The following is a 16,570-nucleotide window of genomic DNA, read 5'->3' as shown; positions in this document are numbered from 1 at the left end:
ACCGCATCAATGCGGCCGGCAGCGTAAAAAGTTGGCGGAGGCGAACCCCCTTACTTCCTCTTCCTTAAATGTCTTCAACAGCTCATTGATCAAATTTTGCGTTAGGCCGGCATGCTCCAGACCGGGAATATGGGAGCGTATCCCGTCGAGATCCGACCCTAGCCCGACATAACTCACGCCGCCCAACGAGCAGAAGTGGTCGATATGACGGATCAGATCGGAGATCGTGGCATTTCTATCGCTTTTCGTAAAAGGCGGATTGTACACCACGTGCACCGTCGCCCCCTTGGCAAACAGCGCAGCCGCTTGCCCGTCGGTCAAATTGCGGGGATGATCGCAATGCGCCCTGGCGTTGGAATGGCTCGCGATCGGATAGTCCGCCAGCTCGACCGTCTCCCAAAATGCCCGTTCGCCTAGGTGGGACACGTCCGTAAGCCGTCGGTGCCGGTTGTTCATCGCCACCACCTGCCGCCCCCACCGCGTCAGCCCGGCATTGCGCGGTTCCATGGCTCCGTCCGCTGCCAGGTTGGCCTCGTTCCACGTCAGGCCGACGGACATGACCCCGAGCCGGTACAGCAGGGCGAGCTTGTGTTCGTCCGTGCCGATTGCATCCACGCCCTCCAGCGTCAGCATCGCCCCGATCTCGCCGTCCTGCAGGCGATCGAAGTCGTCCCAGCATGCGATGGGCTTCATGTCGGGATCGACGGCCAGCACCTTTTCGTGAAAATAATGCAGCTGGTCAAGCACCGCCTGGAACTTGTGCTCCTCCTTCACCTCGGGCGGAACGAACAAAGCGAACGCCTGCGCCCGAATGCCTCCCGCCGCCAGCCTCCGCTTGTTCGTCTCCAACTCATCCGCGTCGGCGAAAGACAGCCTTCCGCCATGCCTCCACAGCTTGTATAGGGCGTCGCCGTGCAGATCGATAATGTCCATCTCCGTTCCCCTCCCCGTACCATGCGATCGTGATCACTATCACTTTATGAGCGAATGTTGGGGGATACACCTATTCCACCAAAAGTCCGGCGAATAACTTCCGGCCATTTCGCACCTATCACCCGTCCCATCTATCATTCGGGCACACAAGCATCGTTACGCATGAAAGACAGACAACGCCTCGCTCAAAAACTGCTGCTGCGTATGCGCCGAATATTCGAACCAAGGGAAGAGAGGGAGCAGCGATACCCGATTGTTGCGCACCGCCTTCAGCTTGCGCCACGGTTCGGTTTGCCGCAGCGCCTCCCACTGGGCCTGCGCATCGGTCGCGCCGGGAAACATGAGCAGCAGCCGGTCCGCGTCGAGCTCGGCCAGACCGCTGAAGTCAAGGCGCTTGTGCGAGTCGGTTCCGGCAATGCCCGACGGCGGAGCCAGTCGCAGATCTTCGTACAGCACCCCGGCAACGGAGCGTGCTCCGTATGCGTAGCAATGGTCGCGCACCATATGAAGGACGAGCACCTTATCGTCCTTCACGATCCCGCTTACGCGTTCCCTGGCGACAGCGGCGGTACGATCGTACTGGTCGAGCCAGCTCTCCGCCTCCTCGACGATTCCGAGAAAACCGGAAGTGACGCGCAGATGCTGGCGCCAGTCGGCATCGAGCCAAGGCACGAACAAAGCGGGGGCGATCTGTCTCAGCTTCTCTTGCTCCTCCGCCGGGACGAAGTGGTCGACGCCGATAATGCAGTCCGGTGGAGCAAGACGGAGCGCTTCGCGGTTGAAGGCATAATCGTGGCTTAGCTTTGTCTGCACGTCGGTTTCGTATTTTTTGCGATAAGCATCGGTCCACGAATGATCCATCGGGGCGGCGATCGGCACGATCTGCAAGGCAAGAAGCTGGCCGATGTTCGGAAAGCTGTAGGCGGCCACCTTGCGCTGCCGTTTCTTGATAAACGTCGCGGGCGGGATGCCGACCTGCTGTTTGAATTTGCGGATGAAGTAATATTCGTCGCTATACCCGACCTGTCTCGCGATTTCCCGCAGACGGCCCGGGGAGCCGTCCATCAGCTGCTTCGCCTTATTGATCCTCAGCCCGGTCAAATAATCCATGGCGCTAATGCCATGCTTCTGCTTGAACGAGCGCATGTAGTGATAGCGGCTCAAGCCGGCCTGACGGGCAAGTTCGTCGATCGTCACGCTTTGGTCCAGATGCCGCTCCATATAGTCCAACGCCCGGTCCATGGCCTCCTCCGCATGGCTGTCCTGCGCAGGCTGTGCAGACAGCGCCGCATCCTCCAGCAGCCGGCACAGCGCCTCGTGGAACGCCGTCTGAGCACGCAGAGCCCCGAGACCGGTTCCGGCCTCCCTGAACTGCCGGATGCCGGACAGCGCGGCCTGCATCCAGCCCGGATCGGACAAGACGAAACCGCCGTGCAGCGGGAACAGGTGCCGCCGATCCTGGGAACGGGTTTCCTCCAACGCGGGTGCGGCAAGCTGCCCCTCCTCGATCGCATCGAAACGAACGGCCCACAAGCCATGCTCTTCGCCGTTCTGGCCCGATTCGCGCAGCGTCGCTTGCATCGTAACCTGCACAAGCTGCCGGGGCAGGCAGACGAACGCGCCGCCCGGTTTGAGCGCGGTCATATGACCGTCGGCGACAATATGCGCCTCCCGATCGACCGCGATCAGGAGTAGGTGCGCGGTCGCGTAATGCAAGCCAACCAGCGGACTGTCCGGGCCGATGCTTACGATGTCGCGCAGTCTGAACCACAAGTGGCGGAGCGCGTCATAGCCGTCTGCCGCCGCGAGCGCTTTTTCCCGTTTCAACGAAGTCACGTCCCTTTTTTCGATATATACCCCCATTCTAAGTGATAATCATTCTCAACGTCAATCGTTTAGCGGATTTCTTTGGCGACAATGGGAAAACGGCAAAGAACCCCCGACATGGAAAAACAATGTCGAGGGTTTGGTCGCTTGGGAAACGCGGTCAGCCGCCGGTAACCTCCACCGGATTCGGCTTGCCGAGAAACCGCCAGAATGCGCCGCCGAACAGGTCGGCCACATCGCGGCGAATTTCTTTCTTCTTGATTTTCCAGCCGGTGTCCAGCAGATCGGCATACTTGTCGCTGAGCACATTGGCGATAATCTCGCGGGAATGATCCCATTTGTACAAAAGCTGGTCGAGCACCCGGCAGTCGGAATGCTGCGGCGTTACGCTCGTGCCGAGCAGCTCGAAGCGCATCCGGGTCATTTCCTCGATCAGGCTCGGGTTGTTCAGGAACCACCAGCAGCCGAATACGTGCAGGTTGCGGAATTTGCGGGCGGCGACAGCCAAACCGTGCTGATTCTCCCGAGCCAGCATCGTGCACAAAAACTTGTTATCCGGATGGAGCGCGCACATCTGCTCGACGGCCCGGACATCGCTTAAGCCCACGCTATCCCCGGCATCGCCGAGCGCCGGATTGACCCGCTTGTTGACGCCGATCATCATCGCAAACGGAATGTTGAATTCGCGGGCGATCGGGACGATGCACTTCTCGATAATGTCTCCGCGCGCGGACTGCTCCGGATAACGGAACGACGGTGGCAGCGAAACCGCCATGTACAGCGGGTTCATCTTGCGAATCCATACGCGCAGAAACTCGCGGATGCCCTCGACCGTCTTGTCCGTCACCGCTTGCTCGACGTCGTAGCCCCATTCCTGCAGCCGTTCCCACGTTTTCTCTTCCCACTGCATCAGCAGCGGATCGATGCGCAAAGCGGTATTGAACCGCGGATCGACGGTGTCGATCTTCTCCCAGCCTTCGCGCTCGGTGTCGACGAACGGATCGTTCGTCATACAGACGTTCGCCACGTTGGACAGCTCGAAGACGAGGTCGATATATTCGCTCGTCGACTTGGATGCGAAGAAAGCGCGGTACGCCTCCAGATCGCGCGAAGCCACGTCCAGCCCGAGCCGGTTCAGCACGGTCAAGACGCCGCGGCATGCCTCGCTATAGGGCGAATGGTCGATAAAGAGCGTTTTCCAGACAAGGTCCGCCTGTTCTTTCTTGGTCATGGCCCAAAACGTCTCATACTCCAGCTCCGGATAGAAGCGGAATGTTTCGGCAACGAGGTAATGGTAAGTCAGCAGCTCGTCGATACCCCACAGCAGCATATTGCCGAAGTCCTCGGTAAACAGGTGGGTATGAATGTCGGATATCGGGGTCGTGCGCACGGTTTCGCGTACGAACGAACGCAGTTCCTCTTTGCTTTGAAAAGCCATTTCTCGACTTCCTTTCCCCGGTTGACGGAGTTGATGATGTTAACGTGTGCATAGTCTTTATACTACTATTCTACACGTTTTTGGTCCTATTTGCCAAGCAGTCGGATATGTTTTCCGATATGGCCGATCAGCGCTTCGGTGAACGCCTCCTCATTACGATCCATCGAGCGGAAAAATTCGTCCTTGAACAGGCTTTGGCCGTTTCCGTCTTTGGCCTGGAGCAGCACGCCGTACGTGATGTGCAGCATTTGCCGGGCGTCGTCGTCGTTCAGGTAGTCCGGCAGTTCGGCATCGGACACGCTGTCCAGCGGCTTGATCGCCTTCAGGTCGGCTTTCACGTGATAATAAGCGGTCGCCTCGTGGAAATGCTCGTAGGCGTAAGCGTGCATGCGGCGGTACAGGTCCGGGTTTGTGCGGGCTACGACACGCATTGCCTCCAGCCAGTTCGTGCCGGCCGTCTTCAGGTGGAACCGCCCTTTCGTATGAACGCCGATCATCGGGAATACGGTAAACTTGTCGCTGCCGGAGTGAATGCTCAGCTTGTAGCCGAAATGGTCCGCGATCGCGGCGTGCACCTTCAGCTCTTCCTCGAACTGGGCCACGTCTCCGATATAGTCGATCCCCTTCTGGAACTCGCCGCAGAAGCGCGGAGCCATCGAGAACAGCTGGACGCCCCGGTTGTACAGCTCTTCCGCGATCAGGAAATGGGATGCCGGATCGGTCGGCGTAAGAGTCTCGTCGATCGACACTTCAAAATCGATCTCACGGCCGGCCGTTTGGATATATTTGCGGAAAATATGCTCCATATAATCGATCGCCTTGGCGTAAATGAGTACGTTTTTGGCCAACGATAACGGGCTGAAGACGAACTCGGTACCGGCCGCTTCGAGCGCGCGATTCAAATACCGGCTCTCGTAATGGGAGCGAATCTCCGGAGACACCTGGGCGTATTTGGCCAAAATATCCGCATCCGACAGCCCTTCGATCGTATTGTCGATATGCTCCGAGCAGTCCAGCGTCAGCATCGTAAAGCCGAGCCCGAGCGCCAGCTCGATGTCCGCCTCGACCTTCAGATGGTCGCCGTCGGCGCCGAAGCCGTCCTTGTAGCCTTCCTGAAAAGCCGCGTAGCACGCCGCATCCAGCACTTCCTTATAGTCGCGTCCGGTCAGGTTCAGCTCGCGGATGCTTTGCTGGGCCAGAATCGGACGAATGTCTTTGCCGCGTACGGTCTCGATATGCCCTGGCGATGCGATGCCGAGCCGGTCGCCGAGGCCGATCGTGGAAATGCCCGTGCCGAAAGCGCGAGGCGCGGTATAGGGAAGAAAGCGGTTAAGCGCCAGACGATTTTCATGGGTCAGCGGGCACAGCTTGGCCGCAACCGAACCGCCTTGCACCGCTTCTCCCTGCAGCGCGTCGGCCAGCTCTCCCGTTCCTTCGACGAGCAGCCCTTTACGCCCGTTCTGCTTGATCATGACGATGCGTACGCCGCCCGTCTCCGCGAGCGAACGCTCGTATACTTTCGTTTCCGTTCCCCCGTTATTCCATGCTTCAATTACCGAATATATCGCCTGCATCGAAGAACCTCCTCATAAAATGAACGACTTGTTGTCGCGTCAGCCTGCGGCAAATGGGCGGCCTGGACCGCCCAACTCGCGCCTAGCCTCATCTTAGCGCAACTTCCGTCCTGTTTCTGTTCATTTTTTGCGGAATGCACGATATATTCAACAATTTTTGCGCTTTATCGCGGGTCCGGGACATGTTCCGGCTGCGAAGCTGCGACGGTTCCGTCATGCAGACGAAGCCACGTATCGAAGCCGCGCTCTCCTTCGCGCAGCCGGATCATTCGGGCGCCGCGGACGAACCCCTCGCGCCCGTAGGTGTGGTAGCCGCTTGCCCGGCCGTAGCAAAGCCGGATGCCGTGCAGCTCTCCCCAGAAGTCGTTGATATGGTCATGGCCACAAAAGGTGCCCATCACGTCGCCCGTCTCCACCATCGCGGCGAATAAGCCGCCGTTCAGCTGCGAGCAGCAGACGTCCTCATGCTTCTCTCCGTAGCACGTAACCGTATCCCAGGCTTGGCGGTATTCGGGCAGCGGAATATGGAAAAAGGCCAGCGCCGGCAGCCGTTCCCCGCCGTTCGCAGCGGCGAGCCGGCCGGACTCGGCCACATACCAGTCGATCTGCCCGCGCTTGATCCAATCGTAGCCCGGCACGCGTTCATTGTCCGAGTACGCCCCGGAGTCGAAGCCGAACAGCGCCGCCGCCGGCGCTCCGGAGCGGTCTTCCAGAACGAGCGTGAAATTGCCGGTGCCCGGCACGCTTTCCGGCCCTCTGCCCGATACCGCATGCGCGCATGACTCGACCACCAAGCCCAGTTCCTCGCGCGTAATCAAATTTTCGGTATCGTGGTTGCCGAACACGACCGCCCACGGAATGCCGGCTTCCTCCGCACAGGCGACCGCGTCGCGGAACGCGCCCTCGGCATCGACGCACGGCTGCTCCCCTTCGCGGACCGCTCCGGTATAGATTACATCACCGGTATAGACGATCAGATCGGGACGTTCCTCCCGGATGATCCGTTCCATCAAATCGCGCGAGCGGGCATCCTGTTCGTTGCCGTTCATCCAATGCACATCGGTAAATTGGGCGATCGTAAAGGTGCCGTCCCGGCGAAATGTCAACTGCTTCTTGCCGCTCATGCCCGTCCCTCCCTGTGTGTCGATTCGTCAGTTCCAGCTAAAGCCGATGCCGTTCAAAAAGGCCCGGGCCAGCACCATATGCCCGGTCATATTCGGATGGACGCGGTCCCAAGCCAAAGTCGCCGGGTAATAATGTGGAAGCACTTCCTCGAACGCCTTCTGCGTATCGATAAAAATGGCGCCGAATTCGACTGCCAGCTTTTCCACCACCCGCCCGTAGCGGTCCATCTCCGCCCGCATCGGATCTTGCGGATTCGGCTCGATATAGAACGGGGTCATCAGGACGAGCCCTTTGACGAGCGGCTTCGATTTCGCGACCAGCTCGCGCAGAGTCGCTTCGTATTCGTCGATCCGCACATGAATCTCGGGCTGCGCCGGCATGTCGAACTGCCGCCATACGTCGTTGATGCCGATCATGATCGACAGCCAGTCCGGCTTCAGATCGATCACGTCGGTCTGCCAGCGCTGCTGGAGCGACCGGACCGTATTGCCGCTGCTGCCGACGTTGGTGACGCGGATTTCGCGCGACGCGTACATCGTGCCGAGCAGGGCGTCGACAAGCGCCACGTAGCCTTTGCCAAGCGCTTCTCCCCTGCCTTCCCCGATCGGTCTCGCCCGTCCGCAATCGGTAATCGAGTCTCCTATCATGACCAGCCGGCTTTTCGCTTCAAGTAACAAAATGGTTCCCCTCCGTGAATATGGTAGCGTTCACAACCCATTATAAGGGAACCGTGCCGGAGTGGACATGCCTTTTTCCAAAAAAATAGAAACAGCCCGTTCCCCTCCGGCAAACCGCGGCCGCGACCGACCGCCTTGTCGAAGGAGAACAAACTGTCTCGCATAGCTATCATTCCATCGTTTAGTTTTGAAACAGAGCGGCTGCACCAATCAAGCCTACATCGTCTTTCAAGCCGGCCGGCACGATTTCATAGGTGCCCCGGTAAGGCTTCATGACAAACCGCTCCGTCTGAGCGATTAAAGACGGGAACAGCTGATCGCCCGCCTTGCTCACGCCGCCGCCGATGACGATGCGGTCCGGATTGAACGTATGGACCGCGTTGGCAAGGCCAAGCGCCATGTAGCGGATCGCCCGGCCGATCACTTCGACGGCAACCGGATCGTTCTGCTTATGCGCCTCGAACACATGCTTCGCGGACACCGCTTCGTTGCCGGATTCCGCCAAGCTTGCAATGAGGGACGGCCTGGTCTGCATTAGCTTCATCGCGGTGTCGCGAATGGCCGTGCCGGAGGCGAACATCTCCCAGCAGCCGCTGTTGCCGCATATGCATGCCGGTCCATTCGGATCGATGATGGCATGGCCGAGCTCCCCGGCAAACGAAGACGTGCCCAGAAGCAGCTTGCTGTCGAGTACGATGCCCGCTCCGATCCCGGTGCTGAACGTAACGTAAACCATATTCTCCGCGCCTTTGCCCGCTCCTCGGACATACTCGCCCCAAGCCGCCGCATTGGCATCGTTAACGACCTGCACGTCGACGCCGAGCGCCTCTCCCATCCACTTCTTCAAAGGGACGTTTTCCCACTCCGGAAGGTTCGTGCCGTGAAGCACGATGCCGTCCTTGCTGTTGACCGCTCCGGGAGACGCCAGTCCTACTCCCGATAACGGATAGCCCTGCGCAACGGTATGAATCATGTCCACCATGCGCTGCACCACTTCTTGAGCCGTACGCGCATCGGCGGTGTCCATACGTGCGCGGTCCAGTATGTCGCCCTTCGAATCGAACAGGGCGGCGGCTATTTTGGTTCCTCCAAGATCGATTCCTACCACGTAGTTTTCTCTATTTTGCAACGCCATTCACCTTTTTTCAAATCTATGATCAGCCGTACTTAGATCGCAAGAAGGCTGTCGGATAATGCCCGCAGCTGTACGGGGTCGATCGGAGACAGACCGGATCGGCCGTGACGGACCGCCGAACCGAAATGCACCTCGGTCACGCCAGTCTGTTGGATGAAAGACACGACGGCTTCGGGAGTCAGGCCGTTGCCGGCCAAAATACGCAGCGAGCTGCCGTTTGCGGCTTCGACCAGCCTGCGAATGGCCGGAATCGCCTGGGGAGCCGGCTTTGGCCCGCCCGACGTCAGCACACGGGTCACTTGCGGGTAACGCAGCAGCGTTTGCAGTCCTTCCAACTGGTCTTCCAGCTCGTCGAAAGCCCGGTGAAACGTCACTTGCAGCCCTTGCGCCTTAGGCAGCAGGGCATCTAGGACAGCCTCGTCGATTCGGCCTTCGCCCGTCAGCGCGCCGACGACGATGCCGGCCGCCCCCGCGTCGGCAATCGCCTCGATCTCGGCCGCCATCGTCTCCAGATCACGCTTGTCGTATACAAAAGAGCGGCTGTGCGGCCGGACCATGACATGAACCGGTATTTGCACCGACCGAACCGCCTGCCGCACCAAGCCGATGCCCGGCGTTAAACCGCCTTCGGTGATCGCCGTAATCAGCTCCAGCCGATCGGCGCCGTTCGCCTCGGCTGTCAGCGCATCGTCGATACACGTGGCGATGACTTCCAACATCATAACGAATCCTCCCGCTCGCCCTCTTTACCGCTCCGGGCGTACTGCATGGCATAATCAGCAAGCAGTCTTGCTCCGTAGCCGGTCGCACCGGTTTCCGCATAGCCGGCATCCTGCTTGTACTGCACCGTACCGGCCATATCGATATGCACCCAGCCCATCGATTCGGCGACGAAACGGCGGATGAATAAAGCCGCTACAATCGCGCCCGCGAGCGTAGAAGTGCCGACGTTGCGCATATCCGCATAAGGGCTGCGGAGCTCCGCTTCGTATTCATCCATGAGAGGCATCGGCCACAGCCTCTCTCCATTGCGCTCCCCGATCTCGACGAGACTGCGGCTTATGTCCGCATCGCCCCATATGCCGGCGATTCCGAGTCCAAGCGCGTCGCCGACGTTGCCGGTCAGCGTAGCGATGTCGATCGCTTGCGCCGCGCCAAGCTTGGCGGCGTGGATGAGCGCGTCGGCAAGGATGAGACGCCCTTCCCCGTCCGTATTCGCAATGTGAACGGTCAAACCGTTCGGATAACGGATAACGGACGAAGGGAGTGTGGCGCGGGCATCCGGCAAATTATCCGCCACGGCAATCAGCGCCGTCACGCGAGCCTTGGCCCGCTGCCGGACCAGTATATCCATCGCACCGATAACGGCGGCCGCACCGCCCATATCCATCCGGGCATCGCTAATATCTCTGCCTGTTTTGGCGTTCATGCCGCCCATGTCGAACGTAACGGCTTTGCCGACCAGCGCGAGCAAAGGCGCGTCGGAGTTTGCCTCGTACCGGAGCTCGATCAGCGCCGGAGCGTGCTTGCTGCCGGCCCCGACCGCAATCAGCCCGTTCATGCCGCGGTCGATCAGCTCTTGTCCGCGATAGACGCGGATCGTGACCGGGGTATCCTTGAACCGCTCCGACGTCCACTGTACGAACGTATCCGGGTTCAGCGCATCCGGCGTCTCATTGACCCAGTCCCGCGTCAAATTCGTCCCCGCCGCCCGATGCCGGGCCGTCTCGATGACCGCGTCCAGCTCGCTCTGCGACAGCTCGCTCCAGTCTTCCGAGCGAAGGTTCAAGCCGGCTTCGCCGATAAGCTTCGTTGCGCTCCGGTACTTGTCGAATCGGTACAAGCCGAGCAGCCAGCCCTCGATCCAAGCTTGCAGCCACTCCGCCGCAGCCTGCTTACTCTCGTCGCCCGCCGCCGCATCATGGCGTCTCGCAAGCGTTGCCCCGCTCCGCCCTTCCTGCAGCATAGCGCGGGCCCCTGTTCCCCCGGACCGGCGCACCTGCTCCAGCGTCACGCTCCCGCGCGCGCCCATGCCAACGGCGAACGCGTCCCGCTCGCCCTCCGAGCGGGCGTAAAGCCAGGTCGCGACGCCCGGCCGCTTGCGGCTGTCCGCCAGCGAATACGGAAACGATTCGCCGGTATAAGCCGGGTACATATAAACATCCGTTACATCGGACTTGTCGATGGTAATAGACATGGCGATCCCTTCTTCAACCTTGTGATGAGGCTCCGGACGGAGCGCTTCGGAAATGCCGTGATCCGGCCTTCTCTTCTACTTTTCGTTTTTCATGATCTCTTCGTCATACAAATGACAGGCTACCTGGTGCCCCGGCTCCACTTCCCGGAATACCGGCTCCTTAAGCTTGCATACTTCCATGCAGGCCGGGCAGCGGGTATGAAAGCGGCAGCCGGTCGGGGGATCTACCGGGCTCGGCAAATCGCCCTTCAATATAATCCGTTCCTTCTTCTGATTCGGATCGGGAACGGGGACGGACGACAGCAACGCCTGCGTATAAGGGTGCAGCGGCCGATCGTAGAGCGTATCCTTGTCCGCCGTTTCCACGAGCGTACCGAGGTACATGACCCCGATCCGGTCGCTGATATGCTCGACGACGCTCAAGTCATGAGAGATAAACAAATAGGTAAGGCCATACTCCTCCTGCAAATCCTGCAGCAGGTTCAGCACCTGGGACTGAATCGAAACGTCCAGCGCCGATACCGGCTCGTCCGCGACGATCAAGCTCGGGCGCACGGACAACGCGCGCGCGATGCCGATCCGCTGACGCTGCCCTCCGCTAAACTCGTGGGCGTAACGTTCCGCGTGAAAGCTGCTCAACCCTACCGTCTCCAGCAGCTCCCGCGCCAGCTTATCCCGCTCCTGCGGACTGAGCTTCGTATGAATGAGCAGCGGCTCGGCCACCAGATCCTTTACTTTCATCCGGGGATTCAATGAAGCGTAAGGGTCCTGAAACACCATCTGCATATGCTTGCGAACCGGACGCATCTGATTGTCGCTGAGAGCGCCGATATTTTGTCCGTCAAACCATACTTCTCCGCCGTTAGGCTTGAGCAGTCTCGTAACGAGCCGTCCGGTGGTAGACTTGCCGCAGCCGCTTTCGCCGACAAGGCTGAACGTTTCCCCCTTGTTGATGGCGAATGAAATGCCGTCGACCGCGCGCAAATATTTGTTGGCGCCGAACCAGCCCTTTTTGATGCTGAACGATTTTTGCAATCCCTTTACTTCAACGAGCGGAGTCTCCTTCATGCGCTCTCACCTCCATTCGGCTGCGTCAGCCAGCAGCGGCTTTTGCGCTCGCCGTCTTCGACCTGCAGCAGCTCCGGCTCCTGTGACAAACACCGCTCCATGACATGCGGGCAGCGCGGCGCAAACTTGCAGCCTTGCGGCATGGCGCTCAAATCCGGCACGTTGCCGCGAATGGACTCCAGCCGGCGAACCTTCTGACGAAGCTTCGGCACCGATTGGATCAGCCCTTTCGTGTATGGGTGCTGAGGCCGCTCGAACAAGTCTTGCACCGAAGCTTCCTCGACCACGCGCCCGGCGTACATGACGACAACCCGGTCGCACATTTCGGCCACGACGCCGAGATCGTGCGTGATGAGCAGCATGCCCATCTCCTGCTCTTGTTTCAGCCGTTTCATCAAGTCCAAAATTTGCGCTTGAATCGTCACGTCGAGCGCCGTCGTCGGCTCGTCGGCAATGAGCAGCTTCGGGCTGCACGACATTGCCATGGCGATCATCACGCGCTGTCTCATGCCTCCGGACAACTGGTGCGGGTAGTCGTCCACCAATTCCTCGGCCCGCGGAATGCCTACGAGCCTAAGCGTATGAATGGCGTGCTCCCGCGCGCGCTTCCGCCCGTATCCGAGATGGAGCATAATCGGCTCCTCCAGCTGCCGGCCGATGCGCAGCACCGGGTTAAGCGAGGTCATCGGCTCCTGGAAAATCATCGCCAGCTCGTTCCCCCGGTAACGCCGCATTTCCTTTTCCCCCAGCTTGGTCAAGTCCGTGCCTTCGAAACGGACGGAGCCTGCGGCGATTCGTCCCGGCGTATCTTTGAGCAGACGCATAATCGACAGGGAGGTCACGCTTTTGCCGCAGCCGGACTCGCCGACGAGGCCCAGCACCTCGCCTTTATTTATATGAAAGTCAACGCCGGACACCGCCATTACGCTGCCGCCATCGCGTCGGAACTCCGTTTTCAATCCTTGTACTTCAAGCAATTTGGGCGTCACGGTCTGGCCCCCTTTAGTTTTTCGTCTTGGGATCGAGAGCGTCGCGCAGCCCGTCCCCCACCAGGTTAAAAGCAAGTACGGTCAAAAATATCGCCGCTCCGGGAATGTATACGATATGCGGAGCAATGCTCAAATAATCGCGCCCCATGCTCAGCATGGCTCCCCAGTCAGGCTCCGTCGGCTTGGCGCCCATGCCGAGAAAGCTGAGCGAGGCTGCGGCCAATATCGCGCTGCCGATTTTCATCGTTACGTTTACGATTACACTTGCCACCGTTTCCGGGAAAATATGCTTCCACATAATGCGCTCGTTTTTGGCGCCCATGGATCGGGCCGCTTCTACGAACAACGTCTCTTTGGCCGACAGCGTCACGCTGCGAATAATTCTTGCGAAAGACGGCGTGCCGAATACGGCAACCGCGATAACCACGTTGGATAAGCCGGGCCCGAGAATGGCGACGATCCCGATCGCCAACAGCAGATCCGGGAACGAGAACAGCACGTCGCTGCTTCGCATAATAAGCCGGTCGAGCCAGCCGCCGTAATAACCGCTGTATATGCCCAAAATCGTGCCCAGCACGGCTGCGATAAATACCGCGCTCAAGCTGACCGCTAACGTCAAGCGGGTTCCGTCAATAATGCGGCTTAATATATCCCGGCCGTATTCGTCCGTTCCTGCCCAGTGCGACGCTGACGGAGGGGACATTAACGCGTCGTAATCCGGCTGGTTCGCGTCATACGGCGTCAAGTACGGACCAAAAAGGGCGAGTACGAACAGCAACAGAATGAAAATCGCGGCCACCAGAGACAATTTTTGTTTGCAAAATTTAGCGAAAAAGACGGCCGCGGCGCTTTTCTTTTTATCAGATGCAAGTGTCTCCCGTGGCTCGGAACCCGTCTCTACTATCGTCGGATTGTCCTTCATCTTATCCCTCCTAGTTCGACGCATAGCGGATTTTCGGATTGAGTACACCGTACAGCATATCGACGATCAAGTTAATGAGTATGAATTGAGTGGCGAACAGCAGCAGCAATGCCTGAATGACCGTATAATCGCGGAATGCGATAGAATCGACCAGCAGTCTGCCCAATCCCGGAATACTGAATACGGTCTCCACCATAACGGAGCCGCCAAGCAGGAAACCGAACTGCAAGCCCGCGACGGTTACGACCTGAATGAGCGAATTGCGCAGCGCATGCCGGCCGACAACGACAAATTCTCTGAGTCCCTTTGCCCGTCCGGTCCGGATGTAATCTTCGCGCATCGTTTCCAGCATCGAAGATCTGGAGTACCGTGCCAGCATGGACATGATGCCCGCTCCGAGAGTAATGGACGGAAGCACGTAAGATTTCCACGAGTCAATCCCGCCGGTAGGAAACCAACCGAGCTGAACCGAGAAAATTTGAATCAAGACGAGACCCAGCCAAAAGCCGGGAACGGAAATACCGGATATCGCGGTCAGCATCCCCGCATAATCCGGCCACCGGTTGCGGTTTACCGCAGAGATCGTGCCGATCACCAGCCCGATGACAAGCGCCCAGCCGAGACTCGTGAACGTCAGGATGATCGTCGGCGCGAATCGGCTCGCCAGCATGTCGGACACCGGCACGCCCGAGCGCAGCGAAGTACCCAAATCGCCTTGCAGAAGCTTGCCCATATAGTTGATATATTGCTGCCACAACGGCAAATTGAGACCGAGCTGTTCGCGGATGCCGTTAATCTCCTCAAGCGTGGCGTCCTTGCCGGCAACGAGCCGGGCCGGGTCGCCGGGAATCAAGTGAATGAACAGAAAGACGAGCACCGATACGATAAACAGCAGCGGAATGACGCCAAGCAGCCTTTGTAAAGCATACCTTCCCACCTCGCTAGCCCCCTTTCATTGAAAAAGGAAATGACAGGGGGCGCTTCTCAGCAATGCGCCCGAAACGCCCCCGTATCCTTTTGGAATCGAATGGTTATTGCTTCACTTCCGCATTGCGAACGCTGATGGAGCCGTCCGGCAACGTTTTGACGCCGTCGATGTAAACCCGTTTGCCGGAGATGACTTGGTCGACGCCCATGAACGCCCAAGGCGCGTCGTTCCAGATCGTTTTTTGGATATCGGCGTAAATCGTTTTTGCTTTCGCCGGATCGGTCGCTTTGTTCGCATCGGCGATCCATTTGTCGACGTTTTCGTTTTTGTAATAAGCGGTGTTCGAGCCCGCCGGAGGGAACATTTCGCTGCTGAACAACCCTCTCGTTGCTCCGTCCGCATCGCCGGACGACGGCGACCAGCTTACGTACCACATTTGCACTTTCGCTTCTTGCGGCGTTTTGGCCGAGTTGATTTGCTGCGACAGCGTGCCGGCTTCCATCGATTTCACTTCCAGCTTGATCCCGACGAGAGCGAGCTGCTGTTGAATGAACTGCATGCCTTTCATCGTTTCGGAATCGTTCTCGCCCCAGATTTCAGCGGCGAACCCATCCGCATAGCCCGCTTCCGCAAGCAGCTTTTTCGCTTTTTCCACGTCGTAGTCGTACCCGGTTTGCTTGGAATAGTGCTGCGTCTTGGAAGACATCGTGGAATCCAGCTTGGAGCCGAAACCGGATTTGACGACTTTCGTGTAAGCTTCCTTGTTGATCGCATAGTTGATCGCTTGACGGACCTTCAAGTCGTCGAACGGCTTTTTCATCGTGTTCAGCGTGACGTAACGAACGATCGTAGAATCGATTTTGTCGACGACGATGTCCTTTTGATTTTGCACTTCGGTTACTTGCTCGGTCGGCATCGGGTAGATGAAGTCCGCTTCGCCCGTTTTCAGCATCGCGATCCGGGAACCGTTTTCCGGAACCGGCTTGAACGTAACGCTGTCTACCTTCGGCAAATCTTTTTGCCAGTAATCGGCATTCTTCACGACGACGAGACGGTCGCCTTGTACCCACTCTTTAAATTTAAATGCGCCTGTTCCTACAGGGTTTTTGGCAATAACGTCGCCTGGCTCTTTCAACGTTTTCGGGCTGATCATCAGAGCCATGGCCATTTTGTTCAGGAACGCGTTATACGGCTCGGTCAGCGTGACGACTACGGTTTTCGCGTCGGGAGCCGCTACGTTGGCTACTTTGGCGAAGCTCTTGCGCAGTCTCAGGTTGTTCTTCTCGTCGCGGATGCGATCGAGATTCAATTTGACCGCTTCCGCGTTGAAATCGGTGCCGTCGTGGAATTTGATGTTTTCTTTCAATGCGAAGGTGTATACCAGTCCGTCTTCGCTAATTTTGTGGGAAGCGGCCAGCACCGGCACGACATTCATATTTTCGTCGAAGCCCATCAAGCCCTCGTACATCGCTCTTGCCCCGGAAATCGAATTGGTGTCGCCTGCATTGTGCGGGTCGAGTGTAATAAAGTTCGCGTTGACCGCGATGACGATGTCTTTATTGTTTTTCGATACCGTTTTGGTTCCCTCGCTCTTCCCTGTGCCGGCATCTGCGTTGTTTTTGCCGGTATTGCCTCCACAGCCCGCAGCTACGACCGCCATGATCAGCAGCAGCATCAGCATCGACCCTACTTTTCCTTTACCCTTCATTTGTTTCACTCCCCTAGGTGGTATTTTTATATTAGAATGCCCCATCCCG

General features: G+C 58.5%; 14 protein-coding genes. All 14 read right to left on the bottom strand.

Going from position 1 to position 16,570, the window contains the following annotated elements; genetic code table 11:
* Positions 1-6 precede the first annotated feature (6 nt).
* Positions 7-933, bottom strand: a complete 927-nt coding sequence (locus ABD796_RS09870) for a dipeptidase (protein ID WP_344906672.1) — start codon at positions 931-933, stop codon at positions 7-9.
* 156 nt (positions 934-1,089) lie between these two features.
* The gene (locus ABD796_RS09865) at positions 1,090-2,760 is read right to left on the bottom strand and encodes a helix-turn-helix domain-containing protein (protein WP_344906669.1); all 1,671 of its coding nucleotides are present in this window, start codon (positions 2,758-2,760) and stop codon (positions 1,090-1,092) included.
* Positions 2,761-2,920: 160 nt separating this feature from the next.
* Positions 2,921-4,198: a glucuronate isomerase gene (locus ABD796_RS09860; protein WP_344906666.1), complete on the bottom strand. Its 1,278-nt coding sequence runs from the start codon at positions 4,196-4,198 to the stop codon at positions 2,921-2,923.
* 86 nt (positions 4,199-4,284) lie between these two features.
* On the bottom strand, positions 4,285-5,772 hold the full coding sequence (locus tag ABD796_RS09855; RefSeq protein ID WP_344906663.1) for a tagaturonate epimerase family protein: 1,488 nt from the start codon (positions 5,770-5,772) through the stop codon (positions 4,285-4,287).
* Between the two features lie 164 nt (positions 5,773-5,936).
* A complete protein-coding gene (locus tag ABD796_RS09850; RefSeq protein ID WP_344906660.1) occupies positions 5,937-6,896 on the bottom strand; it encodes a metallophosphoesterase family protein in 960 nt (319 codons plus the stop codon).
* A gap of 27 nt (positions 6,897-6,923) precedes the next feature.
* Positions 6,924-7,574, bottom strand: a complete 651-nt coding sequence (locus tag ABD796_RS09845) for an SGNH/GDSL hydrolase family protein (protein ID WP_344906657.1) — start codon at positions 7,572-7,574, stop codon at positions 6,924-6,926.
* A 181-nt stretch (positions 7,575-7,755) separates the two neighbouring features.
* A complete protein-coding gene (locus ABD796_RS09840; RefSeq protein WP_344906654.1) occupies positions 7,756-8,703 on the bottom strand; it encodes an ROK family protein in 948 nt (315 codons plus the stop codon).
* A 38-nt stretch (positions 8,704-8,741) separates the two neighbouring features.
* Entirely contained in the window at positions 8,742-9,431 is a 690-nt protein-coding gene (locus ABD796_RS09835) for a copper homeostasis protein CutC (protein WP_344906651.1), read from the bottom strand.
* On the bottom strand, positions 9,428-10,906 hold the full coding sequence (locus ABD796_RS09830; protein WP_344906644.1) for a M17 family metallopeptidase: 1,479 nt from the start codon (positions 10,904-10,906) through the stop codon (positions 9,428-9,430). Before ABD796_RS09830 ends, ABD796_RS09835 begins: the two co-directional genes overlap by 4 nt.
* Positions 10,907-10,981: 75 nt before the next feature.
* A complete protein-coding gene (locus ABD796_RS09825) occupies positions 10,982-11,974 on the bottom strand; it encodes an ABC transporter ATP-binding protein (RefSeq protein WP_344906639.1) in 993 nt (330 codons plus the stop codon).
* A complete protein-coding gene (locus tag ABD796_RS09820; RefSeq protein ID WP_344906634.1) occupies positions 11,971-12,963 on the bottom strand; it encodes an ABC transporter ATP-binding protein in 993 nt (330 codons plus the stop codon). Before ABD796_RS09820 ends, ABD796_RS09825 begins: the two co-directional genes overlap by 4 nt.
* A 13-nt stretch (positions 12,964-12,976) precedes the next feature.
* Positions 12,977-13,885, bottom strand: a complete 909-nt coding sequence (locus tag ABD796_RS09815; protein ID WP_344906631.1) for an ABC transporter permease — start codon at positions 13,883-13,885, stop codon at positions 12,977-12,979.
* Between the two features lie 10 nt (positions 13,886-13,895).
* Positions 13,896-14,822 carry an ABC transporter permease subunit gene (locus ABD796_RS09810; RefSeq protein ID WP_344906628.1) on the bottom strand — a complete coding sequence of 309 codons (927 nt, stop codon included), beginning with the start codon at positions 14,820-14,822 and terminating at the stop codon, positions 13,896-13,898.
* 94 nt (positions 14,823-14,916) lie between these two features.
* Positions 14,917-16,521 (bottom strand): glutathione ABC transporter substrate-binding protein, encoded by a 1,605-nt coding sequence (locus ABD796_RS09805; RefSeq protein WP_344906625.1) that lies wholly within the window; start codon positions 16,519-16,521, stop codon positions 14,917-14,919.
* Positions 16,522-16,570: the final 49 nt, after the last annotated feature.

Origin of the sequence: Paenibacillus hodogayensis (assembly GCF_039536325.1) — a bacterium.
GTDB lineage: Bacteria > Bacillota > Bacilli > Paenibacillales > NBRC-103111 > Paenibacillus_AB > Paenibacillus_AB hodogayensis.
Note: the sequence above shows the minus strand (reverse complement) of the source record. Positions and strands in the feature narration are given on the sequence as shown.

What these genes read in the sequence shown, in the direction of transcription:
- ABD796_RS09870 (WP_344906672.1), bottom strand. Translation starts at nt 933, where the DNA reads ATGGACATTATCGATCTGCACGGCGACGCCCTATACAAGCTGTGGAGG.
- ABD796_RS09860 (WP_344906666.1), bottom strand. Translation starts at nt 4,198, where the DNA reads ATGGCTTTTCAAAGCAAAGAGGAACTGCGTTCGTTCGTACGCGAAACC.
- ABD796_RS09855 (WP_344906663.1), bottom strand. Translation starts at nt 5,772, where the DNA reads ATGCAGGCGATATATTCGGTAATTGAAGCATGGAATAACGGGGGAACG.
- ABD796_RS09850 (WP_344906660.1), bottom strand. Translation starts at nt 6,896, where the DNA reads ATGAGCGGCAAGAAGCAGTTGACATTTCGCCGGGACGGCACCTTTACG.
- ABD796_RS09835 (WP_344906651.1), bottom strand. Translation starts at nt 9,431, where the DNA reads ATGATGTTGGAAGTCATCGCCACGTGTATCGACGATGCGCTGACAGCC.
- ABD796_RS09830 (WP_344906644.1), bottom strand. Translation starts at nt 10,906, where the DNA reads ATGTCTATTACCATCGACAAGTCCGATGTAACGGATGTTTATATGTAC.
- ABD796_RS09825 (WP_344906639.1), bottom strand. Translation starts at nt 11,974, where the DNA reads ATGAAGGAGACTCCGCTCGTTGAAGTAAAGGGATTGCAAAAATCGTTC.
- ABD796_RS09815 (WP_344906631.1), bottom strand. Translation starts at nt 13,885, where the DNA reads ATGAAGGACAATCCGACGATAGTAGAGACGGGTTCCGAGCCACGGGAG.
- ABD796_RS09805 (WP_344906625.1), bottom strand. Translation starts at nt 16,521, where the DNA reads ATGAAGGGTAAAGGAAAAGTAGGGTCGATGCTGATGCTGCTGCTGATC.